The 25,511-nt window shown below is 58.0% G+C and carries 12 protein-coding genes; 6 read left to right on the forward strand and 6 right to left on the reverse strand.

Features of this window, described 5'->3' with window-relative positions:
* The 4 genes from BMZ40_RS14840 to BMZ40_RS14855 form a co-directional block, all read right to left on the reverse strand.
* The coding region (locus BMZ40_RS14840; protein WP_281243808.1) for a cadherin-like domain-containing protein at nt 1–3,535 on the reverse strand (3,535 nt) is incomplete at its 3' end.
* A 369-nt stretch (nt 3,536–3,904) separates the two neighbouring features.
* The gene (locus BMZ40_RS14845; protein ID WP_177193201.1) at nt 3,905–6,670 is read right to left on the reverse strand and encodes a response regulator; all 2,766 of its coding nucleotides are present in this window, start codon (nt 6,668–6,670) and stop codon (nt 3,905–3,907) included.
* Nucleotides 6,671–6,690: 20 nt separating this feature from the next.
* Nucleotides 6,691–9,426 (reverse strand): hybrid sensor histidine kinase/response regulator, encoded by a 2,736-nt coding sequence (locus tag BMZ40_RS14850; RefSeq protein WP_177193202.1) that lies wholly within the window; start codon nt 9,424–9,426, stop codon nt 6,691–6,693.
* A gap of 141 nt (nt 9,427–9,567) precedes the next feature.
* Entirely contained in the window at nt 9,568–9,930 is a 363-nt protein-coding gene (locus BMZ40_RS14855; protein ID WP_092377523.1) for an Hpt domain-containing protein, read from the reverse strand.
* A gap of 512 nt (nt 9,931–10,442) precedes the next feature.
* On the opposite strand from BMZ40_RS14855, the gene BMZ40_RS14860 reads away from it, so the two are divergent.
* The 5 genes from BMZ40_RS14860 to BMZ40_RS14880 all read left to right on the forward strand — a co-directional run bounded on the left by BMZ40_RS14860 (nt 10,443) and on the right by BMZ40_RS14880 (nt 17,733).
* Entirely contained in the window at nt 10,443–12,656 is a 2,214-nt protein-coding gene (locus BMZ40_RS14860; protein WP_092377526.1) for a type I secretion system permease/ATPase, read from the forward strand.
* A gap of 152 nt (nt 12,657–12,808) precedes the next feature.
* The gene (locus BMZ40_RS14865) at nt 12,809–14,101 is read left to right on the forward strand and encodes an HlyD family type I secretion periplasmic adaptor subunit (RefSeq protein WP_092377529.1); all 1,293 of its coding nucleotides are present in this window, start codon (nt 12,809–12,811) and stop codon (nt 14,099–14,101) included.
* Nucleotides 14,102–14,154: 53 nt separating this feature from the next.
* Nucleotides 14,155–14,823, forward strand: coding sequence for a response regulator (locus BMZ40_RS14870; protein ID WP_092377533.1), 669 nt, complete (start codon nt 14,155–14,157; stop codon nt 14,821–14,823).
* Between the two features lie 423 nt (nt 14,824–15,246).
* Nucleotides 15,247–15,906, forward strand: a complete 660-nt coding sequence (locus BMZ40_RS14875) for a response regulator (RefSeq protein ID WP_092377536.1) — start codon at nt 15,247–15,249, stop codon at nt 15,904–15,906.
* A gap of 477 nt (nt 15,907–16,383) precedes the next feature.
* Nucleotides 16,384–17,733, forward strand: a complete 1,350-nt coding sequence (locus BMZ40_RS14880; protein ID WP_092377539.1) for a dihydrolipoyl dehydrogenase family protein — start codon at nt 16,384–16,386, stop codon at nt 17,731–17,733.
* Nucleotides 17,734–17,812: 79 nt separating this feature from the next.
* On the opposite strand, the gene BMZ40_RS14885 is transcribed toward BMZ40_RS14880, so the two are convergent.
* Both BMZ40_RS14885 and BMZ40_RS14890 read right to left on the reverse strand, forming a co-directional pair.
* The gene (locus tag BMZ40_RS14885) at nt 17,813–20,932 is read right to left on the reverse strand and encodes a PEP/pyruvate-binding domain-containing protein (RefSeq protein WP_092377542.1); all 3,120 of its coding nucleotides are present in this window, start codon (nt 20,930–20,932) and stop codon (nt 17,813–17,815) included.
* Between the two features lie 122 nt (nt 20,933–21,054).
* Entirely contained in the window at nt 21,055–22,977 is a 1,923-nt protein-coding gene (locus BMZ40_RS14890) for an SLC13 family permease (RefSeq protein ID WP_092377546.1), read from the reverse strand.
* A gap of 378 nt (nt 22,978–23,355) precedes the next feature.
* Here BMZ40_RS14890 and BMZ40_RS14895 point away from each other — a divergent pair, with 378 nt between their 5' ends.
* Nucleotides 23,356–25,173: a BCCT family transporter gene (locus tag BMZ40_RS14895; protein WP_092377549.1), complete on the forward strand. Its 1,818-nt coding sequence runs from the start codon at nt 23,356–23,358 to the stop codon at nt 25,171–25,173.
* Nucleotides 25,174–25,511 lie beyond the last annotated feature (338 nt).

Genomic DNA, 25,511 nt, shown 5'->3' on the forward strand with positions numbered 1-25,511 from the left:
ATGATGGGTCTGTCGTATTGCCGCCCACGAGTGTGTCGTTCCCCTCGCCGCCATACAGGACATCACGTCCGTAGCCGCCAATGAGGACGTCGTCACCGGCGCCGCCATAGAGGAAGTCGTTGCCGCCATGGCCCTGCAACAGGTCGTCGCCGTCGCCGCCGTACAGGACATCGAAGCCTTCGCGGCCATACAGCGTGTCGTTCCCGCCACCGCCGTACAGGGTGTCGTGGCCCGATAAGCCGTCAAGCAAGTTGTCGGCGTCGTCGCCCGTCAGCACGTCGCCGTGCAGCGCGTCGTTCGTGCCCAAAACTTCCTCGATGCCTGTCAGGGTGTCACCGAGGCCGTGATTGCCGGTGCCGCCTCCCGTCTGGGCGCCCGTGACGCTCAGGTCGATGTTCACCCATGTGGGGCTTGCACTGTAATCGGCCGTGTCGAAGCCGTCGCCGCCGTCGAGAATGTCCGCCCCGGCGGCGCCGACCAAGGTATCGTCGCCATCGCCGCCGTACAGCGAATCGTCGCCGTCGCCGCCGTACAGATAATCGTCGCCGCCGAAGCCCCACAGTTGATCATCGTAGTCCGCGTAGCCGGGCATCATGAATTCGGGGTAATCGATAAAAGCTTGGGGCATTGGACACCATCCGTCGTTTCGGCCCAGCAGCGTGTCGCCGTGCTCCGAACCCCATACGCCGTCCATATTCCACAACCAGTCGCCGTGCTCCTCGCCCGTGGGGCTGGCGCCGATCTGGCCGGGTTCGCCCTGGCCGGGATGGCGGGGATTGGGGGGGCCGGGCACGGCGTAATTCTGATTGTTTAAATCCACGCGCACTCCCTGCGTGGAATTGCGGTAACTGGCGATGTCCATGCCGCCTTCGCCGCCATTGAGGTAGTCGGCGCCGGGGCCGCCCTCCAGCGTGTCATTGCCCCAGTTGTGATGATCGCCTGTCCAGTCGCCCCACAGGCTATCCTGCCCCCTGCTGCCGGTGATGAAGTCATTTCCCTCGCCACCGAAAATCTCGTTGTCCTCCCAAGAGCCGAGGATGGTATCGTCGAAGCGGGTGGCCTGAACGTGCTGGATGCCCAGCAGCGTATCACCGGTGGCCTCGCTGACTAGGCCATCGGGGTCGATCTGACCAAAGCCGCCCTGATTGTCCAAGTCCAGGTAGATCCGGATCGGCGAGTTGTGGTAGTAGGCCAAGTTGTGGCCGCCACCTGTCCCCCAGCCCAGCAACAGGTCGCCGTCCGCGCCGCCCTCCAGGGTCTCGCGGCCGAACAGCCCGCCGCCGCCGTCCAGGGTGTCCCGGCCGGCGCCGCCGGAAAGGAAGTCGCCGCTGTCATCGTAAGCTGCGGTGAAGAGTGGAACAGTATTGTCGACGCCGATGATCGCGTCGTCGTAGAAGTTGTTGTTGTAGTTATTGCTGCTGACGCTGCCGTGAAGGATATCGTCGCCATCCCCGCCATACAGAGAGTCTTTACCGAGACCACCAGTCAGGCGGTCATTCCCGGGACCGCCCCACATCTGGTCGTTTCCAACGCCCCCGTACATGAGGTCGTCGCCCGCGCCGCCCCACATGCTGTCATGGCTGTAATTCCCTGAAACAAGACTGGTATCGCCGATCATGGTGTCGTTGCCGTCCAGGCCCACCAGCCAGTTGCTGTCGTTGCTGCCCATGATGTAATCGTCATGCTCCGAGCCCATCACGTTCTCAAAGCCCAGCAGCGTGTCGCCCTCGGCGTCACCGCCGCTCTGGGTCGCGATCCCGTCCTGGTGGTACAGGTTCACGCTCACGCCCGCCGCGCTCGTACTGTAGTCCACCCAGTCGCCGTTATTGGTATACCGCTCCCACTGCGTGTTCGTACCGCCGTCCAGGAAATCGGCCCCGGAACCGCCGCGCAGCGTGTCGCCTCCCGCGCCGCCCATGAGCGTATCGGACCCTGCCAGGCCGTCCAGGAAATTGTGGCTCCCGTCGCCCGTGAGCACGTCGCCATGGGCATCGTTCGTGCCGATGACGTTCTCGATGCCCACAAGAGTGTCGCCCAGGGCGTGGTTGCCCGCGCCGCCGCCCGTCTGGCCGCCCGCAGTGTTCAAGTCGACGTTCACCCAGGACGGGCTCAGGCTGTAGTCGGTCGTATCCGGATAGTAGTAGATCGTCCTAAAGTTCCAGGCGGGGTCTAAAATGACATTCAGGACGCTCTCGCCGCCCACCAGTGAGTCCGCCCCGGCCAGGCCGGCGAACACGTTGCTCACGTAGTCCTGGCCGATGAGCGTATCGCCGTGGGTCGAGCCGATCACGTTCTCGATGCCCGTCAGCACGTCCCCTTCGGCATAGCCGCCGCTCTGGGCTCCGGAACTGGTCAGATCCACGATCACGGCCGCATCGCTCGCGCCGTAATCCGCCCAGTCGCCGCCGGGCGTCGCCTCATAGCGAATCACCGGACTAAAAATATTCGAATCACCATAGTGGTGGAATTTGACGGCCTCGCCGACGGTGTTCGAACCGCCGTCGAGGGTGTCGGCTCCGGCTCCGCCGCGGAGGGTGTCGTCGCCAGCGAAGCCATAGACATGGAAGGACACGCCGGTGCGGCTAAAGTCCGTCGCGGTGGTCAGATCGTCAGCCCCGTCGGTCCCCAGAATCTGGGGCAGCTCGGCGTCGATGTTGAAGACGGCCTCGGCGCTCAGTTGCCCGTCGCTGACCTTGAACAGGAAATTATCGTTCTCCAGCACCTGAATGGATGTGCCGGGGGTCGACGTGTCGAAACGAAAGCTGACGCGACCTGAGTCGATATCTGCTTGGGTAAAGGCCGCCTTGGAGAAATCCGTGATGGCGACGCCGTCAAGCAGCAGTTCCCCTTGGACTGGTGCCTGCCTGACGAAATAGCTGAGTTCCGTCGCAGGGGTGCGCTCATCCACCGATTTGAGCGAACCGTTCAGGGACGCGCTCTGGCCGTCCGGCACCAGCAGCGTATCATTGAGAACGATGACCGGTGGTTCGTTCAAGACCCCGGGACTGGAGGAGCCCGAATCGAAATCAGCCAGGCCAAGCACGCCCTGGTCAGACGCGACGTCAGACGCGACCCTGGTCATAGGCAGCTTTCCCCCGGCGTTGGCGCTGAAGGAAGCCATGTCCAGGGCCTGTCCGATACCGAAGTCCTCGCCTACATTCTGATCGAGAAATCCGGTGTCGCCGACACTGGCCTGATGGACCCCCAGGGGTTCATGCGTCAACGCGTCACTCTCCGCGCCCGATCCGGCCTTTTCGAAAACTATTCTTGGCTGGGCTCGAAACGCCGGAGCTTCATCAAGATTCATGGCGACTATTTCGGGCGGTTCGGCCGCCGACTCCACCGTGAATTCACCCAATCCTTCGAGGCGTATCGAGATCTGTCCCTGATCACCAGATTTCACCTCGGCCTGATCCGGAGAAGCCGCGATCACCAGTTGCTCATTTTCCTGCAACGACAGCTTGCTGCCGTCGACAATTTCCACTTCACGAGTATTTCCGTCCGGCTGCCGAACCAGAACCTTGGTGTTTGGCATGAACTCTCTCCCAGGATTTAAGTTGCCGAGTAGTGATAAATTATCTGGGAGTGTTATTCTCTTTGAGCATTCAGGATAATGTGCACGTGTACTGAAATTGAAAGATAAAATCACTAATTAGAGCTGTAGAGCGCACTGCATTTATCTAAGTAAAAACACTTATACCTCCAACAGAAAACAACCATAACTACCTGCCATGCTTATAGATAACAAAGCACGCATCCTGTAAATACAACCTATTGAAATATTTGATCCGTATCACCTTCAGATTCAAAAAAATGACCCATAACTTGTAAAAGTGTATGCAAAAAAAATCCCCGGAGGCAACCGGGGATCTCGCAACACGTGTCAAAAACGAAGGGCGCTGTTTTATTCGCTTCCGCGACCCCATGCCGCAAGGGTTTTGAAAAGTTCATCCGTGTCGACAGGTTTGTTGAGATGCCCGTCCATGCCTGCCGCCTTGCATCTGGCACGATCCTCGGCCATGACATTGGCGGTCATGGCGATGATGGGCAGGGACCCAAACCGCTTATCGCTCCTGATGATGCGCGTTGCCTCGTACCCGTCCATCCCGGGCATCTGAATGTCCATGAGTACGACATCGAACTTCGTGTCGTCTTTCATGATCCTGGTCACGGCTTCCCGCCCATCCATGGCGAGATCGAATTCCACCTCGGCCTGTTCCAGAATCACGGATATCAATTCCTGGTTGAAGAGGTTGTCCTCGACCAGTAGAACGCGCAACCCCCGCACCGCCTCGTGATTGGGCATCTTCTCGGCCCGACACGTGGCATCAGCGACAAAGGCTTCTCCCAGAACCGCACGGCTCAGAACATCCTTCACCGCCAAATACGTGAAGGGTTTCATCAAAATTTCACGAACCCCGGTCAGATCCGGCTGCATACCATCCATCTCGGACCGGACCAGACTGGCCATCAGCACCACCTTGAGCTTGGCGCCCAGTTTAAATTCGTTCAGAGAGGCCAAGACTTCGAGCCCTGTATAGTCAGGAAGATCCAGGTCCAAAAGGACAAGGTCGAATGATTCAGATGCCAGCAACCGCAGGGCGTCGGACGCCGTCGCGGCGGATTTCACGTCGACGCCAAGACGACCGAGAATCTCCTCCATGGCGGCACGGCTGGCGGGATTGTCCTCCACGAGAAGCGTCCTGAGCCCATCGAAGGCATGTACCTTCTCCTGGCTCTTTTCATCGCCCGCAACCCGCTCGAACTTGACCGTGAATTCAAATGTCGATCCCCGCCCTAGCGCGCTCTGCACATTTATTTCACTGCCCATGAGATGCGCAAGTCGTTGGCTGATGTTCAGTCCGAGGCCTGTCCCGCCGTAGACCCTGGCTGTGGAACTGTCCGCCTGTTCGAAGGACTGGAAGAGCCTGGGCAAAACTTCCGGATCGATGCCGATGCCGGTATCGACGACCTGAAAACGCAACCAGACGCTGTCCTTCATCGGCTCACCCCCGTCGGCCACATCCACGACCATGCACACCGTACCGTTTTTGGTGAATTTTGCGGCATTGCCGCCCAGATTGAGCAGAATCTGCTGCAGACGCAGAGAGTCGCCCACCAGACAGCCTGGAACGGAAGGACCCAGGGAGAGCACCAGTTCGTTGCCGTTCTCAAACGCCTGGGATGTGATCAGGGCTGCGGTATCGGCCAGAAGCGTCTCGGGATCGAAGACCTTGCTCTCCAGTTCGATCTTGCCCGCCTCGATCTTGGCCACGTCCAGGATGTCGTTGATGACGCCCATCAAATGCTGGGCCGCGCTTCGAACCTTGAGCAGGTAGCTTCGAAGCTGCCCCTCGGCCCCGGCTTGCAGGGAGAGATTCAGGAAGCCCAGAATGGCCGTCATCGGAGTGCGGATCTCGTGGCTCATGCTGGCCAGGAAGGTGCTTCTGGCACGCGCCATGGCCACGGCGGACTGACGCCGGGCGGCCATGACACGGATGTCATGGGCCATCAGCACGGCCATGGCCATGGCCAGCACCACAAGGCCGATCCAGATCATCGCGGGGTGCACGAAAGGCAAAATACCCTGCGAGGCCCACGTATAGACAAAAATGTTCGCGCTCCCCACGACCCAGGCCGAAAGAAAGATAAGCGACACCGTCCTGTCGCGCTTGAGATTCGCAAGGCAGGCCCAGATCATGACCAGGCTGAGCGGGGTGAGCACGTAGAGGGAAAGTTTTCCCTGCACCTGGTCCGGAAGAAAGAACGCCAGCGCGGCGGCGGCAAACACAAGCCAGATACTGGTCAGAAGCAGACCATCGATCAGCCTCTCGCCTTTGCGGGTTTCCAGGAATGCACGGGCCACCATGGCCAGGGCCCCCTGGGAGAACAGCCCGGCGACCATGATGAACGTAGGGAGTCGCTCATGTATGAACAGAAATTGATAGCTGCTCACGGCTACAAAGACGGTAAAGGCGGCGTTAGCCAAGACGAAACCGCCGAACTTCAGGTTGCGGGTGTAGAGAAGGATGCCCAGGTTGGCGAGCATGAGAGTGCCGAAGAAACCCAGCAGCAAGGACGTGCCCAGCATCTTGAAACCGTTGCTGTGCATGGCATGGTCGATGGTGGAGATGTAGGGATTCAGAACAACGGACCGGATTCCCGTGACACGGACGTAACAGGTCGTGGGAGTCGTCAAGTCCGAAGAAAGCTGGAAATGCCTGTGCTCCCTGTGTCCTGGGCCATGAATCAGCCGTCCGGCGGAATATTCTTTCCAGCCACCGTGGGCCGTGGTTTGCGGAATGAAAAGATGAAATGTGTCGTAAAGATGCCAGCCCGGATCGAAAATCCAAAATGCCCTTTGCGCGTCGAAGGCCTGCCCGGGCGGCAACGGCTCGACAACGGTGAACCTGAACCACAGGGCCGACGAGGTGAAGCCGAAATTGAAATGCCCTGTGGACGGCCTGCGAAATCGCGAAGCCATGGATTCGGAAGCAACGTCCTCGATGGTCAGCCTGCCGCCTGGATCTTCCAGGAACTCCATGAAGGGTTTGAGGTCATGAGCCTGACTGCCCGGATCGAGCACACAGACGGACCCGGCCTCGGCCTGCGATGAACACAAAAGCCCTATCAGGACGAATATAAGCAATACCATTGAGTTGCCGCGCATAAGACTGGCCTCCCGCTTGTTCACTCGACACCTTCCCCGGACGCGGCGCAGGAGGAGCTCTGGGCGCCTCTCCCGGACCGACCCCATCTGCTCAGGGCCTCGAAAAGCGGCCCGGCCTCCACAGGCTTGGTCAATCTGTCGTTCATCCCCGCATCCAGACAAAGCGCCCTGTTTTCCTCTACCACGTCGGCGGTCAGGGCGATGATGGGAAGCCGGGCGCACCTGGCATCCTTGCGAACAATTCGCGTGGCCTCGTATCCGTCCATCTCGGGCATGTGCACATCCATGAGTACAACTTCCGGCAACAGCCGGTCCGAATCCAGCAGGCGACGCACGGCCTCCCGGCCGTTGGTCAGCGTTTCCAGCTCCGCTCCGGCCTGCGTGAGCATGACCTCGAAAAGTTCGCGGTTGAATGCATTGTCGTCCACCACCAGGATGCGCATGCCCCGTACCTGCTCCAGGTTGCGAAGCTCCTCGGCGTGCAGGGCCTCGCCCTCCTCGTCCACGATCTCTTCCTGGAACACGAGCAGGCGCAGCACGTCCTCCACCGTGGAAAGCGTTAACGGCTTGGCCAGAATCGCCCGGGTCCCGAAAAATGCCGGTTGCAGACCCTCCATTTCCGGACGGGCCAGGCTCGACATGACGGCGACCGGAATCCCGTCGGCGACACCGGCCTCACGCAGACGCGAGGCGAGCTCAATCCCGGTCATGTCCGGCAGATCCCAATCCAGAAGGATCGCATCGAATCTTTCTTCAGCCGCCATGCGAAGTGCTTCGTCAGCCGTGCCGGCAACGCGCATGTCCAGCCCCAGCCGAAGCGCGATGTCTTCCATGGCCGCTCTGGCCGAAGCATTGTCCTCGACGAAAAGAACGGAGAGATCCGCATACCTGGTTGGCGAGAGATAGACGTTTTCTCCGGTTTCTTCGGACACGACGAACGGAATCGTGAACGCAAAGGTTGAACCCTTGCCGGGAGTGCTTGAGACATCGATATCCCCACCCATAAGCTGCACCAACCGACGACTGATGTTCAGTCCGAGTCCCGTCCCGCCAAAAATCCTGGCCGTTGATCCGTGGGCCTGCTCGAAAGATTGGAACAGACGGGGCAGGACATCCGCCTCGATGCCGATGCCCGTGTCGCTGACCTGAAAGCGCAGCGCCGTCTTGCCCTCTTCCGGCGCAACCTGCCCGGGCAGGCTCACATCAATGACGACCGTGCCGCTCTTGGTGAATTTGACGGCATTGCCCCCAAGATTGACCAGCACCTGCTCCAGTCGCAAAAAATCACCCTCGATACGCCGGGGTACCCCCGGGCCGAGGCAGACAACCAGCTCGTTCGCGTTTTCAAAAGCGCGCGGCACCAAAATATCAGCCGTTTCGCGCAGCAGGTTCTCCACCTCGAAGGGTTTCGACTCCAGGTGGATCTTGCCTTCCTCGATCCTGGAAACGTCGAGGATGTCATTGATGATTCCCAGCAGATGCCGGGCAGATGCCTGGATCTTGCGCAGATACTGCCGCAGCGGTCCTGTCCCCCCGGACTGCATGGCCAGGTTCAAAAATCCCAGAATGGCGGTCATGGGGGTGCGGATCTCGTGGCTCATTCCGGCCAGGAAAATGCTCTTGGCCTCGGCCATGGCCTCGGCCGCCTGGCGCTGCGACGAGATGGAAGAAGTGAAATAGGCCAGCAGAAAGGCCATGGCCAACGCCTCGGCAATGAAACCGACCCACATCATCATGGGGTGCATGAACGCGGCTCCGCCGTTGGCCGCCCTGTTGTAAATCAAGGTGTCAAAAACCGTTCCGCCCCATGCTGCGAGAAAGATGATCGATACCGTCCGGTTGCGCTTCAGGTTGTCGACACAGGCCCAGGCGCCGATGAACGCCACGGGCATGACGATGCGCATGGAGAGGCTTCCATGCAGATGCTCCGGCAGAAACGGCCCCACGGCGGCGGCCAAAAACACGAGGAAGACGCTTCCGAGCAGAAGCCTGTCGAGAATCCTGTTGTAGATCCTCGTATCCATGACGGCCCGGATGACCAGGGCCAGGAACCCCTGGGTCACGAGACCGACGACCATGATTATTTCCGTAAGATTTCGGAAACTTACGAGGTGCTGATAGCTGGTCAGGGCCACGAAGGAGGCAAAACCGAGATTGCCGGGTATGGACCACTTGAATTTGTCGATGCCGGCATAGAGCCAGACGAAAAGATGGCCAAAGGCCATGGTCAGAAAATAGCCGATGACCAGACCCGTTCCGAGGACCTTGAGGCTGTTGACATGCAGGGCGCGATCCACGGTGGTGATATGCGGACTGACCATGATCGGCCGCAGGCCGGTCACGCGCAGGTAGCACGTGAGGGGTTCCGAGAGATCTTCCGGAAGAAGAAAGTGCCGCCGTTCGGGCTCTCCGGTTTTCGCAAGGAGGTTTCCGGCCGCATGGACCTGCCAGCCGCCGGAAGCATCAGGCCGGGGAACATACAGATGGATGGTGTCGTAGACGTTCCAGCCGGGATCGAGAATCCAGGCGGAAGGGAGTCCCCGGCGATTAGCCGATCGCGGCTCCTCCTTGATCGAAAAGCGAAACCACAGGGCCGAGGACGTAAAGCCGAAGTTGAAGTGTCCGGATGCCGGAAGAGCGAATATTCCCGCCATGGCCGAAGAGGCGGCCTGGTCGATGGTCAGGGATCTGCCGGGATCTTCCATGACCTCCATGAATGGGCGCAGGTCGCGCTCTTGGACCGAACAATCCAGCATCAGAACTGGCAGATTTCGGGCATGGAGAGAGCCGGGCAGGCATAAGAAAAAAGAAAAGAAAAATAGCGCCCCGCTGCGTAGCGAAGAAAAATGGCAAATACACGATGACATTTTCCCATGCCGCGAACTCATGGCTTAAGCCTAGGGGGTGGAATCGCTGAGTTCTCGGGCCGCGATGGCGACCTCTTCGAAAAGAGCATGGAAGGCAGGAAGTTCCTGCTTGATGCCCTCCACGTCTCCGACCCGGGCCAGATTTTCAAGAAGCGCGCTCTGGGCGGCCAGCCTCTTGGCCGAAAGGTTTGCAGCCCCACCCTTGATGGAGTGAAAGAACAGGACGATTTCATCGCAATCGCCGCCCTGCACGACCCCTTCCGCCTTTTCCCGAACCTGCGCGTTAAGCTCCAGAAATCGCAGCAGAAGCTTCACGAAAATCTGCCTGTTCCCGCTGAACCTCAACAGCGCCTCGTCCATGTCCAGAACCAGAATCGCCGCGTTACTGTTCATCACATCCTCCGTAAAAATATCAATCCATGTCAAAAAACCTTAACTCGCTAAAATTGCAACCCAAACGAACCCAAGCTCTTTCATTCACGCATTCGCCAAAAAAATACGCACTACGGACTTAACCTCCCAAAATTTCATGCAATCTACACACTGTATGACAAGTATGTATGACGTTAATACATTAAAGGCTCATTGGCAACGCGCAAGGCTGCCGGCTGCAAGACAGATGTGCGATTATTTCAGGTAAATGACGTCATCGCGATGCGAAGCTCCGACCAAGAACATCCTCCACTCGAAAACATCATAAGCTACGGGGATGAAATATGATCATACGCATCTTGGCGAATATTTTGCCAAAAAAATACACAAAACTAAGTACGGCTATAATCAAAAAATAATAACAATTAGGAATGATTCAAAAAATTTATATCGCGTAATACCTAGTCATATCGGGATGGCCTCATCTCCCTTCCAGGATCGGCCATCAAAACACGCAAGCCAAGGAGTGTTGCATGTCGCAGGAACCGCAAACAGCAAGCGAAGAGACCATCCAGTCCGGCACGGTCGGCCGTAAAGAAAGTCCGGGAATCGCCGACGCGCTCACCGGGTGTCTTCTCTTTGTCGCCAGACATCACGGCCGCATCCTGTCGCCTGCATCCCTCCTGTCCGGCCTGCCTCTCGATGCCCAGGGGTGCTTGACTCCCGGCATGATCGAGGCGGCTGCCCGCAATGCCGGGCTGTCCACCCGCATCGTCAGAAGTCCGCTGAAGAAGATCGCCCGCTTCGCCCTGCCGGCCGTGCTCTTTCTGAAGGACGACGAAGTCTGCGTCCTGCGAGAGGTGGATGGCGAAAACTACACGGTCTCCCATCCGGACCTTGAAGACGGGGTCAAGGTCATGACCAGGCAAGAGCTCGAAAAACTCCACACAGGACACGTCCTCTATCTCATGCCCACAAGAAAGGAGGCCTCACCTCAGGGCGCCGCATCAAAACCCAAAGGCCATTGGCTCCAAAGCGCCCTGCTCCGGAACTGGCGTGCCTATTCGCAGGTCATTATCGCGGCGACGATTCTGAACATGCTCGCCTTGGCCATGCCGCTCTTCGTCATGAACGTGTACGACAGGGTGGTGCCCAACAGCGCCCTGGAAACCCTCTGGGTGCTGGCCATGGGCATGGGCGTCGTCTTCGTTTTCGATTTTGCCATCAAAGGACTGCGCGCCTTCTTCATCGACAGCACCGGCAAGAAGATCGACGTCGAACTGGAGGGCAGGCTCTTTGACCAGCTTCTCGACATGCACCTGAAGGACAAGCCCGCCTCCGTGGGCTCCTTCGCCAACCTCCTGCGCGAACTGGAAGTCCTGCGGGACTTCTTCACATCGGCCACGTTGGTGAGCTTCGTCGACCTGCCGTTCATCATGCTCTTCATCATCATGTTCTGGTACATTGGCGGCCCCATCGCCTTTATTTTCATGGCCGTGCTGCCCATCACGTTGCTTATCGGCCTGATCATCCATGTCCCCATAAAAAAATCCGTAGAAACCGCCATGGCCATGGGCAACAGCAAGCACGCAGTACTGGTCGAGACCTTGAGCAACATCGAAACGATCAAGGGCCTCGGCTGCGAGGCGACCATGCGCGGACGATGGATGCACGATACTGCCACCAGCGCCCGTCACGCAATCCGCTCCCGCTCCCTGTCCCATCTGGCCATGAACCTGACGGGCTTCGTGCAGCAGTTCGCGTATGTGATCATCATCATCGTCGGCGTGTACCTGATCAAGGACGGAAAGCTCACCATGGGCGGCCTTGTGGCCTGTTCCATATTGAGTGGCCGGGTCATGGGCCCCTTCGCCCAGATCGCCCAGCTCATCACACGCCTGCACCATACCATGAGCGCCTACAGGGAGCTGAACCGGATCATGGACCTGCCGGTCGAACGCACGGACACGGACTCCTTTCTGCACAGACCCCGACTTGATGGAAGCATTGAGTTCCGCGACGTCACGTTCTCCTACCCCGGCTCCAAGCTGCCGGCCCTCAAGGGCTTGAACCTGCGCATCGCAGCCGGTGAACGGGTGGGCATCGTGGGCAGGACAGGCTCGGGCAAGTCAACCCTGGGCAAGCTGATCATGAGCCTCTACTCTCCCGACCAGGGCTCGGTGCTCGTGGACGGTGCGGATCTGCGCCAGGTCGACCCGACGGACCTGCGTCGCTGGACCGGCTACATGCCCCAGGACGTGGCCCTGTTCCAGGGCACGGTACGGCAAAACATCTCCATGGCGCATCCCCAGGCTTCGGACCAGGAAATCCTGCATGCCGCCCGGATCTCCGGCACCCACGACTTCATGAGCACTCACCCCCAAGGTTACGCCCTGCATGTGGGTGAACGCGGCAGCACGCTCTCCGGTGGCCAGCGCCAGGCCATCTCCATCGCCCGGGCGCTATTGCGCGATCCGCGTATCCTGGTCATGGACGAGCCTTCCAGCTCCATGGACTCCCAGTCCGAGGCGCTTCTGCTGCAACGCCTCAAATTCGTTCTGGACGCAAAGACCCTGGTGCTGATCACCCATCGCCCATCCCTTCTGGAACTGGTGGATCGTCTGGTGGTCATCGACGATGGCCGGGTGGTGGCGGATGGGCCAAAGGAGGCGATCATGCGGCAGTTGCAATCCGGAGGAGTCCCCGTCAACCAAACCGTGCAGCGGCAAACGGGGGTAAGACAATGAACGCTCCGCAAAGCTCCGCCACACCTTCTTCAAATACCGAAATTAAAGCCACACCGCGCTCCTGCGCGCAACAAGATTCGTGCCCCTCTCCGGGCAGCGCTGCAGGAAGACCGGGGCACGCCCCCCAGGACCAACAGCCCCGAAGTTTCGCGATGGAACTCGACGACCTGACCAGCCAGAGCCGGATCACACCAAATCTTCTGCTCGTCATCGTCATCATGTTCTTCACGGCAGCCCTTGCCTGGGCGACCCATGCCCCCCTTGACGAGGTGGTGCGGGGCATGGGCAAGGTCATCCCCTCCACGGAAATCAAGCGCATCCAGAATTTCGAGGGCGGCATCGTCAAGGAGATCCTGGTGCGCGAAGGCCAGGAGGTGGCAAGGGACCAGTCGCTCATCCTCCTCGATCAGACACAGATGGCCTCCCGGTTTCGTGAACAGCAGTCAAACTATCTGGACCAGATCCTGGCCATCGCCCGGCTGGAGGCTGAACTGGCAGGCAAGGATGCCATAGTCTTCCCGGCCGAGGCGCGGAACCAGAAACCGCACCTGCTCGAAAACCAGACCGAGCTTCTGCGCTCTCGCACCGCAAACCGCCAGGCCGCCCTGTCCGTTCTTGAATTCGACAGGCAGCAGCGCGTGCAGGAACTCAAAGAACTCAGGAGCAGGCTGGGTTATCTGCAAAGCAACCATGCGCTGCTGAGCAAGGAAGTGGAGATGACCCGGACCATGGTTGCCAAGGGAGCCGCGTCGGAGATGGATCTTTTGCGCTCAAGGCGCCAGCTCATGGAACTTACCGGCCAGATCGCCGACACCCGCATCGCCATCCCCAAGGTGGCCGCCACCCAGGAAGCCGCCACGCACCGCATCGAGGAGGAAAAAAGCAACCATCGCACGGAAATACTCAAGGAACTCAGTGCGATTCGCACCGAAATGGAGGGTCGCAAGGAAAAACTTCCGGCCCTTGAAGACCAGATGAACCGCACCAGTGTGCGCTCTCCCGTGGACGGCACCGTGCAGCGGGTCTTCGTGACGACCATCGGTGAGGCCGTCGGACCGGGCCAGGAGATGCTTGAGATCGTGCCCCGGGAAGACACCCTTCTGGTCGAGGCAAGGGTGCCTCCGCAAGACATCGCCTTTCTGCATCCAGGACAAAATGCCGACGTCAAGATCACGGCCTACGACTATTCCATCTATGGAAGCATGAAGGGAAAAGTGGAACACATCAGCGCCGACGCCATTACCGACGAACAACAAAAAAGCAGCTACTATCTGGTCAAGGTCCGCACCGACAGTGCTTCCTTGACAAGCAAGGACGGCAAGGAACTGCCCATCATTCCGGGCATGGTGGCCGAAGTGGATGTGCTGACCGGCAAGAAAACAGTGCTTGAATACATTTTAAAACCCATCATCAAGACTGCCAGAGGCGCTCTTCGTGAAAGGTAAGGGTTGAACTTCAGCGAATTGCGTGGCATGCAGCCATTTGGGAGAAGTATGCCATGAAAAAAAGAATTCTGCTGATTGAAGACGACGACCTGCTGCGTTTGGGCCTGAAGTCCATAATTCAGACCAAAAAAGAATACGCCATCGATGCCGATACGGCGAGCGGAAAGCAGGCCCTGCGTCTCTTCGACGCCAATCATCCCGATATAGTGCTCCTCGATCTTTTGTTGCCTGACATTTCCGGCATCGAGGTGTTGCGGCACATAAAACGGATCGCTCCCAAAATTCCAGTGGTGGTGCTTACCGCCCATGAAGAAAACGAACTGCTTTTTGAAGCGCTGGAGTGGGGCGCGAACTGTTATGTTCTCAAGGGAGCGGGGCCGGAAGAATTGTTCCTGGGCATTCATTACGCGCTACTGAGCGAGATGTTCATCAGTCCGAAACTGGCCAAGCTCATCGTGGAAGCCTACCTCTTCGTCAATCGCCAACGAAAGGCACTGCCGCCTTTGAACGAACTCACGGCACGGGAAAGGGAAATCGTCAAACTCATCATCGACGGAAAAAAGAGCAAGGAGATAGCCGACACGCTCTTTATCAGCGTCAAAACCGTTCACAAACACCGGTCGAACATCCTGGAAAAACTGGGCCTCAGCAACCTGGCCGACCTGCGCCAGCGTAAAATGTATGTCCTCACCGAAATGTACGAAGAGGACATCAACAAATAGCCGAGCCGCCACAACCTTCCCTTCGAGAAAAATACGGACGTGGAATCTTAATTTTATACTTACCACGTTTTAGTCAAATTTATCCAAAATACACAGCACTTTCCGTTGCTGAAACTCTTTGCATTCAAGTAAACTCTCAATGTGTACTTATGTAACAAATTGGCATTGTGTGGCGTTTCAAGATGCATATCATTGTCACTTCGCAAATTTCAACCCTGAAATAATTCACATAATTCATAATCGCCATATATAAAACACAAGGCATGAAGATACAAAATAATATCGAAGCAGTTCGCATATTATGTTAATAAATAATATTCATGAAAAATTTTATAAGTCCGCAATTTTCAACATTCGATAAAAAAACACAAAAAGGGGCTTCGTAACCTGCAATCATCGAGAAAAATCCGGGAGTGACACACCTTGGAAAAAAACAACTTTCTTCTGGTTGAAGACGATCACCTTTTACGCATGGGGCTGAAATCCATGATCGACATGCATGACGAATACACATGCGCTTCGGACGTGGCGACAGGCAGGGAGGCGCTGCGCTCCTTCAGGCAGAAACCTGCGGACATCGTCCTTCTGGATCTGTTGCTGCCGGACATGAGAGGAACGGAAGTGCTGAGAAAACTGCGCAGGATCGACAAGCAGGTCAAAATAATCGTGTTGACCGTCTGCCAGAACAACGAGTTCCTTTATGAAACCCTGGAATATGGCACCAACGCATACGTCCTCAAAAGCGAGAACCCAGAAGAAATTTTCATGGCCATAAAATACGCTTTGAACGATGAAATCTTCATCAGCCCCAAGCTCACCAAAAACATCGTCAAGGACTATATAATCGCCACACGGCAACGAAAGGGCTTGTCTTCCCTGCAAAAACTCACCGCCCGCGAGATCGAAGTGGTAAAATTGATTTTCGACGGCAGGAAAAGCCGGGAGATCGCGGAAATTCTGGCCATCAGCATCAAGACCGTCGACAAGCACCGCTCGAACATCCTCCAGAAGATAGGTATCCACACCTTCAACGAACTGCGCCACGGAGGGATATATTTTCTTGATATTCTGAACCAGAATTAAGGCTCGCACTTAAAACGGCGGTCTCGCGAAACACCAGATTACCGACATGCCATGTCCGCAAGGCAGGCAAGAAACGTCCTGTGGACATCATTTCTCACAACCATTCCACGACCATTCAAAACCACCTTTACGTTAGCCTTGCAGTGATGCAGCCAGGTGGCTCTTACGGACGGTAATCCGGAGAGCACGGAACGCCTCGCTCCGTTTCCCAATGCCAACGCATCTCGTGCGGGCTTGCCCATGCAAATCTTTTCGAATCCGACTTTTTATTCTTCATGATTTGAAAAGCGGCACAATTACATGTACCGTCCATTCTGAATAATCCATCTTTCGAGATTTCGGACGCATGCCGTAAAATTCCGCCGCGAAAGAAGTCTCAATCAGGCACCCGGGCAACCATGCTTACCGTTCCAAGTCCGCTTGGATGCGGCATTCCCGAAGTCCCGGGGGTTCAAATCTGAACACATGGAGTTGCTTTTGAAAACTCGAAAAATCGACGTCATCGTTCTGGGCTCTGGAGTCGCCGGGGGCCATGTCGCCTCACGCTGCCACAAGGCCGGTCTGAGTGTGGCGCTGCTGGAAAGCCACGGTTTCGGAGGCACCTGCCCGCTGCATGGCTGCGAACCCAAGAAAGTCATGGCCGACGCCACCGAGACCGTGGAGCGTTTCAACAACACCTCCGGGACAGGTCCGACCGGCTCCGCCAAACTCGACTGGGTCGAGCTCATGCGCTTCAAGCGCACGTTCACCGACGATTTGCCGGACAAAATCCGGAAGCATTATCAAAACCTGGGCATCCAGACATTCACGACGGCTGGCAGCTTTGCCGGTCCCAACACTATCGTGAGCGGGGATGAACGGCTTGAAGCCGCCCATATCTGCATTGCAACCGGCTCGACGCCCAGAGAGTTGCAGATTCCGGGGAACGGGCTTCTGTCTTCCAGCAACGATTTCCTGGCCATGCCCACCCTGCCGGAAAGGATCGTCTTCATCGGAGGCGGATTCATCGCCTTTGAACTGGCTCACATCGCGGCAGTTGCCGGGGCCCAGGTGACAATCGTTCATCGCAGCGAGCGTTTCCTCAAAAAGTTCGACGCCGACCTGGTGCAGCGATTGACCGGGCATCTGGAAAAACTGGGCGTGAAATTTCATCGGAACTGTCCACCCCACTCCATTGAAGAAAATGGCGGCGCGTTGCTATTGAAGGCTGGAGACGAAGGTCGGCAAAGCTTTACGGCGGATGCGATCTTCAATGCGGCCGGACGCATTCCGGCCCTGGCCGACCTCGACCTGCCCGCCGGCAACGTCGATACGAGCAATGGCGGAGTCGCCGTCAACGCCTACATGCAGAGTCTCTCCAACCCTGGCGTCTTCGCTGCCGGAGACGTCATCGCCGAAACCATGCCCCTGACTCCGGTGGCCAGCGTGGAGGCGGAAGTCGTGGCCAAAAACATCATCGAAGGCCCGAAGCACACGATGAACCCTGACGTGACGCCATTCTCCCTGTTCACCTACCCGCCGCTGGCGACCGTGGGCATGCTTGAAGAGGAGGCACAAAAGCGGGGAATGCGCTTCGATGTCATCCATGGAGATTCGGCAGGATGGTCGGAGTACCAGCGCATCGGACAAACGTGCGCGGGATTCAAGCTGCTGGTCGAAAAAGACACGCGGCTGCTACTGGGGGCGCACGTTCTGGGCGACGCGGCAGAGGAGACAATCAACCTTTTCGCCCTGGCCATGCGCAAGAAGGTCGATGTCGATGAATTGCGTTCCATGCTGTGGGCATACCCATCTTTTGGCTACGCAATGAAATACATGTTCCGATAACTTGGAAAAAAGCCTGAAAAAAAGGATTCCCGGCAGGAGCGGCGCGTTTTGCCGCTCCTGCATTTTGCACGCGTCGGATCTATTTTCCTGATCCGCTTTCATTCTGCGGGGCACCGGCCGTTTCCAGATTCCTGAAATAGGCCGTGGTGTCTCCCTTGGTCCAGAGACCGACGTAACCGGAGACGGGCCTGGAGGCGGTGAAGCTTAGACTTAGATCGCGTCCACCCAAGCCGGCGGCGTTGATCTCCTTTCCAGCCACCGTCACTTCAAGGCCAATCCAACGCCCCAAAGGCACCTGCATGTCGACCCGCGCCAAAAAACTTCTGGTATTGTTCACGAATTCGAGCAGCTGCAATTCTCCTGCGGCGCCATCCACTGCCAATACCAGACAGTTTCCGACATTGCCCAGGCCGAAAGCCAGCCCGGCGGCGAGGTCCACGCATCCGGCCTCGATGCGCACGTCGACCCGGATACGCCCATCTTCGTGCCGACTGTCGCGCTTCACGGCGGTCGGATAGTAGTGCCGGGCATGCCGTTTTTCCAGAAATTTCCGGTACCGTCCGCCCAGGACCGAACTCGCGGCAAAATGCAGTGCACACGAAACCGTCTGCCCCATGTGCGCTCCGTCCTGCATGATGACCTCCCGGCCATCCATTTCGGCAAGGGACCACTGACCAAAAGACGCATAAAAACCGGGAACACGTTTTTCGGAACGATCCAGAAAATCATATTCCTGCCTGAAGAACATTTCGGTCAGGGTCTGCACCTCCTCCTGATTTGGAATGGCCAGATCAAGAAGCCTGCTGCAGCCCAGTAAACGCCCGGTCTGATCCAGCACCTCTTCCATGGCCGGGCAGTCAAGCCCCCTCAAAGCCGCCTGCAGCATATCCCCGCTGATGTTCACCTCGTAGCCCAGCCGCTTCAGCACATTGGACAGGAACTCGATGCGCAGGGCCTTGCCGGAGCCGGTGCCGGCTCCGCCCGAAAACTGCAAGGTCAGGGTGTTGGCATCCGAATCATCCGAACAGAGCGCGTCCAGATTGGAATAATGGTACCCAAACTTGACGCTCAGGTTCAGGTAATCGGCCGAAACCAGGGCATAGGATTTCGTTTCCGGCGGCATGGCACCGCCGGGCCCCATGCTTCCGGACATGAGGGCCATGAAGTTGCGTCCGCTCAGGTCCACGTTTCCGGCCCAGGTCACGCCCGGATGCGCCAAGCCTCGCCACAAGGCGGCCATGGGTCTGGAACGGATGTGCTCCGGAAGAATCTCGGCGCAGGTATCAAGACCCTCGGCCAAGCCGCCGCCCAAGTCGATGAAATGCATGGCCAGCGGGATATTGGCGCTCATGCTGCGCGACACCACCGAGTCGCCTGCAAGCCGGGAGATGTTGAACATTTCCTCCATGGCCTTTTCGTGGGCGAAGCGGATCAGGTCGTGCAGAGTGCGACAGCCCTCGGGAGTGAAGTCCGGCGATTTCGGGTCGGTCAGATTGAGGGGGGATATGCGCTCCAGCAGCTTTCGCAGGTGCCTGCCAATGGGCCCCTGCCCTTCATCTTCTTCCCGGGCAGGAAGCTTTCGGGTCAATTCGGGAACAAGGCCCAGATAGACCTCCGCTTCTTCAGCCAGCAAGGTGATCTCCTGGCCGGAGGATATTTTCGTCGTGGCCTCCCGGGTATCCATGAGGGCCGGAACATTGAACTCCCGAGCCACGGAGGCAAGATGGCTGGCCACCCCGCCAAGATCGGTGATCAGCCCTCGGACCCGGCTCATGTAGGGGGCCAGATCCGGAGCTGCCGTCCGGGCGACCAGGATGGCGTTCTCGGTCTGCTCCGGTTTCAGTTCGGGGGAAACAAGGACCGCCTTGCCCGAAACCCTGCCGGGCGACGCCGTTTGTCCGGCCGACAAGAGCAGCTCCATGGCTTCGGTATTCAAGGCTGAAGGTGGTTTGCCGGACTTGGTGATGCCCAAAGGGCGCGACTGGAGAAAAACGAGCTTCCCTTGTGCATCTTCAGCCCATTCTATGTCCTGCGGCGCGCCGAAATGCGCTTCAAGCCGAAGTCCGGAACGCACCAGATCAATGACGCCCGAATCCGTAAGGGCAGGCGTCACGTTCTCCGGATCTTCGTCCTTGGGCTGGATTGCGCGTCCGGCGATTGAAAACGTGTCGCGGTCAACCCTGTACACATCCGGCGAGGCGGACCCTCCGACCACCTGCTCACCCAGGCCAAGGGCCGCGTCGATCCGCGCCTGGCCCGCCTGCGGCATGGAAGGATCCAAAGTATAGAGGACGCCGCTGGCCCTGGCGTCGACCAAATCCACGACGGCCACCGCCATGGGCGTGGCCGCATCGGACAGCCCGTACCGAAGCCGGTACAGGATGGCACGAGGCGTGTACTTGCTGGCCAGGACAGTACGAAAGGCCGTGGGCAAATCCTCTTCTTCAACCGGGAGCACGCTTGCATACTGTCCGGCAAAGGAGGCTGCCGTGTCCTCGCCCACGGCGCTGCTGCGCACGGCCAGTCGCGGCTTGCGGCCAAGCCGCCTGGACAGGGCGCGAAATTCATCCTGCATGGCCGTCTCCAAGGCGCTGGGCAACGGGGCGGCCAGAATTTTCTCCCGGATCTGGTTGCACGCCTCGTCGCTGTCGGGCCGGCCCGGATCGAATTCGGCCAGCATCTTCTCCACGGAATCAAGCAAGCCGTTTTCGCGCAGAAAAAGATCAAAGCCTGCGGTCGTGACGACAAACCCGTCCGGCGCCGACAGCCCGAGCACATTTGTGATCTGCGCCAGGTTGGCGGCCTTGGCGCCGGAGATGGGCATGTCCCTGGCGCCAAGTTGCGCGAAAGGCAGCGAGAGCGGCCCTTCGATGACGGGCCGCTCTCGCTGCATCAAGGCGTGAAGCTCATCGGCCACGGTGTCAAAAACGGGCAGAATCCCGTCGTAGCGATGGCCTGAGAGCTGATTCAGGGAGCCCACCAGTTCCCTGACCTGATCCAGAAGCTCCGCGCCACGGCGCTGGATGAAGGCCAAAGTGGCCAATCCGGCCCCACGGTCCAGCATTTCAAGCTCCGCCAGGATGCGCAGCGCACGATGATTGTGCTCCAGAAAGGCATTGTAATGCCGAAAACGTCGGGAGGCCGGACCGTCCTGGTCGGCCAGCAGCTTGCAAGAATCCTGCTTGGAAAAAAATGGCATGAAGTTCTCCTCAAGAAATAATGTCACCTGTATGGACTTTCACCTTGATCAAAACCCCGGCGCCACAGCCGACTCGATTTCGCAATCGGACTGACCTTGCGCATCCCAGCCGGACGTTCATGCTACAGCGGCCAGAACCAAACCAGAAGCGGAAGCCCAAGGGCGATGACGACCACGTCCATGGGCAGACCCATGCGCCAGTAATCGCCAAAACGGAATCCGCCGGGGCCGAGGATCAATGTATTGTTCTGGTGTCCGATGGGCGTCAGGAAGGCGCAGGAGGCGCCAATGGCGACGGCCATCAGAAAAGTGTCCGGATTGACGCCGAGCTGAATCGCCGCTCCCAGCCCGATGGGAGCCATCACGGCCGCCGTCGCGGCATTGTTCATGAGATCGGTCAGAATCATGGTCGTGAGCATGACCACCGCCAGCGCGACAAAGGGGTTGCCCTGAGCCACGTTTTCAAGCAGCAGGCGCGCGATGAGATCGGCCGCGCCCGTGTTGCGCATGGCCCCGGCAACCGGCAGCAGCCCTCCCAGCAGCACAACCACCGGCCAGTCCACCGCCTCGTAGACCGAACGCATGGGCAACGTGCGCAACGCCATGGAGGCCAGAACTCCGGCGGCAAAAGACACTTCTGCGGGAAGCAGGCCAAAGGCGGCCAAGCCCACCGAAATTATCATGATGCCCGTGGCCATGAGCGCCTTGCGCTTGTCGGGAATACGCAGATCCCGCTGGGCAAGGGGCACGCAGCCCGAATTGCCGGCAAAGCCGTTCAGGCTGTCAAGCCGCCCCTGCATCAGCAGCACGTCGCCAGGCTTGATCAGCAGGGACCGCAAGCGGGCCATGGTGCATTCGCCCTGCCGGGCAACAGCGAGCAGATTTATGCCGTACCGGGTCCGCAACGCCAAATCGCTGGCCGAACTCCCGACGATCCTTGATTCCGGCAGCACCGCCATTTCCATCAGCGAGGCCTCCTCACGCCCCGGTTCCTCGGGTTCCGCCTCGGTCTTCGCAAGCTCGGCCAGATCTTCGGACTCGCCTCCCGTCTCAATCGGCGGGGCTTCACTTTCGTCCGGGCTCATCATTTCCAAATCGTCGAACAGCTCTTCATCACCGGCCTCGGCATCTTCCTGTCCGCCACTCTCCTGCTGTTTGTCCTCTTCGAGCTTCAGATCAAGCCGGGACAGCACTTCGCTCAGCGCCCCCACGTCGGCCTCCAGAATCAGGACGTCTCCGGCGCGCACGATCTTGCCGGGACGTGGAGAGCGAACGTGCAGGTCGTTGCGTACGAGATCCAGCATCTGGACATCGAGCTCCTGCAGAACCGTCCTTATTTCCTGGAACCGCTTGCCTTCGATGGCGCTGCCCTCCGGCACGCGAACCTCGGTGATGTAGGCGCTCGTCTCAAAACCCGATGCTCCCGCCTGCCTGCGCGCCGGGACAAGACGCCATCCAATGAGGGCGATAAATACGACCCCCGCGACGGTCAGCGGCAAACCGACCATCGAAAAGTCGAACATCTTGAAGGCGCTCATGTCCGGCCGGTCTGCGCGAAAGCCCGCGATGATCAGATTGGGAGGGGTGCCGATCAGGGTCGTGGTGCCGCCCAGAATCGAGCCGAAGGCCAGAGGCATCAGTACCTTGCCCGGAGGCAGATCAAGACGCCCCGCGACCTGGATCGCGACCGGCATGAGCAAGGCCAGCGCACCGACATTGTTCATGAAGCCCGAAAGCACGGCGCCCAAGGCGGTCAAGGCTGCGATACTCAGCGTCGGACCGGCGTTGGACGGTAATACAGTCCTGGTCAGCACATCGACCGCACCGGAAGCTTGCAGGCCGCGACTCAACACCAGCACGCAAGCCACGGTAACCACGGCGGGATGACCAAAACCGGTAAAGGCCGCCTGCGGCTCGACCAGACCGGACAGCACGCAGAGCACCAACGCCCCTACCGCCACCATGTCGTGCCGCCACCTGCCCCACAAGAACATGCCGATGGCGGCGGCTATGATCATCATGATGAGAGCCTGATCGTAGGTCATATTTACCTCTCCCCCCCAGGATAACCACTTCATGTACGGCGCAGACTTCGAAATGAAACAGCCAGGTCAGACCATCAATAAATTAACCATTTGTTGTTACTGAAAATATTTGCCTGGTCATGCCCAAAGACGCGGCGATTTGACGGAAGCCTCAATCAATACGGAATCTGCCGCGATTGTCAGGAAAATTCAACCGGAAATGCCGTTTCGCACGGTGCGACTTCGGCCCGGACATAACTGGCAGCCTTCTTACTTGTTTCAAGGAGTGAATCAGTCATCCGGACATCCTTTTTTCTGGATGCTTCCGTGCGATAATGCTATGTTGGATTCGCTCATGCTGTCATCACCCCCCCCGGAAATCGAACAGTGGAGGTATTCGTGGACAAGGCCAAAAAGAAGAAAAAAAAGAGACGCGAGCCGACCTACGAGCGCAAAGCCATTGAAATGGCGCGCGAGCACTACGAAAAGCAAAAGCAGAAAGCCATCCACGAACGACGGGTTTTCCGCGGGCTCCAGATCATCCCGACAAAAGCCTATTACGACGATTCGCTCGGCCACAAACCCGGTGAAAGCAATTGGGTCGGCTACGGATTCGACGTTCACCCCCATGTCTTTTTCGGCGCGGGCATCCTTTTGCTGACGTTCATCGTCACGACCATAATGTTCAAGGAGCAGTCGGCGGTCTTGTTTCAAAGCGTGCTTGACGGCATCGGCAATACATTTGGCTGGTTCTACATTCTGGCGGCGAATTTCTTTGTCATCACCATGATCCTGATCGCCTCCAGCGACTACGGAAAAATCAGGATCGGCGGCCCGGATGCCTTGCCGGAATTCTCGACCTTCAGTTGGTATTCCATGCTCATCAGCGCGGGCATGGGCATCGGCCTCATGTTCTGGAGCGTTGGCGAACCCATCTTCCATTACATGGCGCCTTCACCCATGTTCGACGTCCCGGCCAGTACCCCTCAGTCGGCACAGGTCGCGCTGGGACTCACGTACTATCACTGGGGAATTCACCCTTGGGGCATCTACGCGCTGGTAGGCCTCTCGCTGGCCTTTTTTGCTTACAACCGGGGGCTTCCGCTCACCATCCGGTCCATTTTCTATCCGCTTCTGGGAGAAAAAATATATGGATTCTGGGGCAACATCATCGACATCCTCTCCGTGCTGGCCACGCTTTTCGGACTGGCCACGTCTCTTGGCCTTGGCGTGAAGCAGGTCGCGACGGGGCTTACGTATCTCTTCGACTCGCCGAACACTGTTGAATTCGCCGTGATCCTGATCGGGGCGATCACCTTTCTGGCGGTCATCTCGGTGACGGCAGGGCTTGATAAGGGGGTCAAACTGCTCAGCCTCGGCAACATGTACCTGGCAGGCGCCTTCATGATCTTCCTGTGTGCCGTGGGTCCGACGGTCTATATCCTCAAGGCCTTTACGCAGAACATCGGATTTTACATCCAGAACCTGCCCCAGCTCAGTTTCTGGGTGGAGACATATTACGGAGCCGAAGGGAGCAACTGGCAAAATCCCTGGACCATCTTTTACTGGGGCTGGTGGATATCGTGGTCGCCCTTCGTGGGCATGTTCATTGCCAGGATCTCAAAGGGTCGGACCGTGCGCGAATTCATTCTCGGCGTGATGATATTTCCAACGCTTCTCTCTTTTTTGTGGATGTCCGCCTTTGGCGGTTCGGCCCTGTGGCTTCAGATTGCAGGGAATGTCGACATCGCCGGCGCAGTCAGCAAGGACGTCTCGACGGCGCTCTTCGTGATGCTCGAGAATTTTCCCTTGTCGAAAATCACATCGTTCATCGGCATCACCCTTGTAATAGTCTTCTTCGTGACATCGTCCGATTCGGGATCATTGGTGGTTGACCACCTCACCTCCGGCGGCAAACTCGACTCTCCAATTCCGCAACGCATTTTCTGGGCCGTCATGGAAGGCGTATGCGCCGCCGCGCTGCTCATGGGTGGAGGCTTGGTGGCGCTCCAAAGCGCGTCCATCGCCACCGGCCTGCCGTTCACACTTGTCTTGTTGATCATGTGCTACAGCCTGTACAAAGGCTTGCAGGAGGAAGACTACCACGCACGAATCATAGAAAAGATAACCCCGGCGACGCAAACCATCCAAATCCCCCTGGGAGAAAAAGATGCGTCCGCCAAGATCGCGCCTCCCACGATCTCGGATCGGAGCTGATAGATAACGATTGAGCGGTTCCGATGCGGGTGTCGGTTGCCGCTCAATTCCACTTCAAAAATTACGGAGGTTCTGGGTCGTAGCAGCGCAACATGCCTAATTTTGAAACAGGGGGCCATGATACTGCGTCATTTTAACCGACCAAATCGGGGCCAACACGTGGCCAACACGTGGCCAACACGAACATGTCGGACGACCAGCACCGCGAACTGCTGGGCATATCCGTATTTATACTGAGAATAATCAAAGATTCCCTACGTAAATTTCCTTACGTATTTTCCTTGATCGTTCCATATTTCACATGCTAACATTTTTCGTATGAAAACGACTCTCATTAT

The sequence above is a fragment of the Desulfomicrobium apsheronum genome (assembly GCF_900114115.1).
Classification (GTDB): Bacteria; Desulfobacterota; Desulfovibrionia; order Desulfovibrionales; family Desulfomicrobiaceae; genus Desulfomicrobium; species Desulfomicrobium apsheronum.

Excerpts from the sequence above, each read along its gene's own strand:
- BMZ40_RS14845 (WP_177193201.1), bottom strand. The coding sequence starts at position 6,670 with ATGCGCGGCAACTCAATGGTATTGCTTATATTCGTCCTGATAGGGCTT.
- BMZ40_RS14850 (WP_177193202.1), bottom strand. The coding sequence starts at position 9,426 with ATGCTGGATTGTTCGGTCCAAGAGCGCGACCTGCGCCCATTCATGGAG.
- BMZ40_RS14855 (WP_092377523.1), bottom strand. The coding sequence starts at position 9,930 with ATGAACAGTAACGCGGCGATTCTGGTTCTGGACATGGACGAGGCGCTG.
- BMZ40_RS14860 (WP_092377526.1), top strand. The coding sequence starts at position 10,443 with ATGTCGCAGGAACCGCAAACAGCAAGCGAAGAGACCATCCAGTCCGGC.
- BMZ40_RS14865 (WP_092377529.1), top strand. The coding sequence starts at position 12,809 with ATGGAACTCGACGACCTGACCAGCCAGAGCCGGATCACACCAAATCTT.
- BMZ40_RS14870 (WP_092377533.1), top strand. The coding sequence starts at position 14,155 with ATGAAAAAAAGAATTCTGCTGATTGAAGACGACGACCTGCTGCGTTTG.
- BMZ40_RS14885 (WP_092377542.1), bottom strand. The coding sequence starts at position 20,932 with ATGCCATTTTTTTCCAAGCAGGATTCTTGCAAGCTGCTGGCCGACCAG.
- BMZ40_RS14890 (WP_092377546.1), bottom strand. The coding sequence starts at position 22,977 with ATGACCTACGATCAGGCTCTCATCATGATGATCATAGCCGCCGCCATC.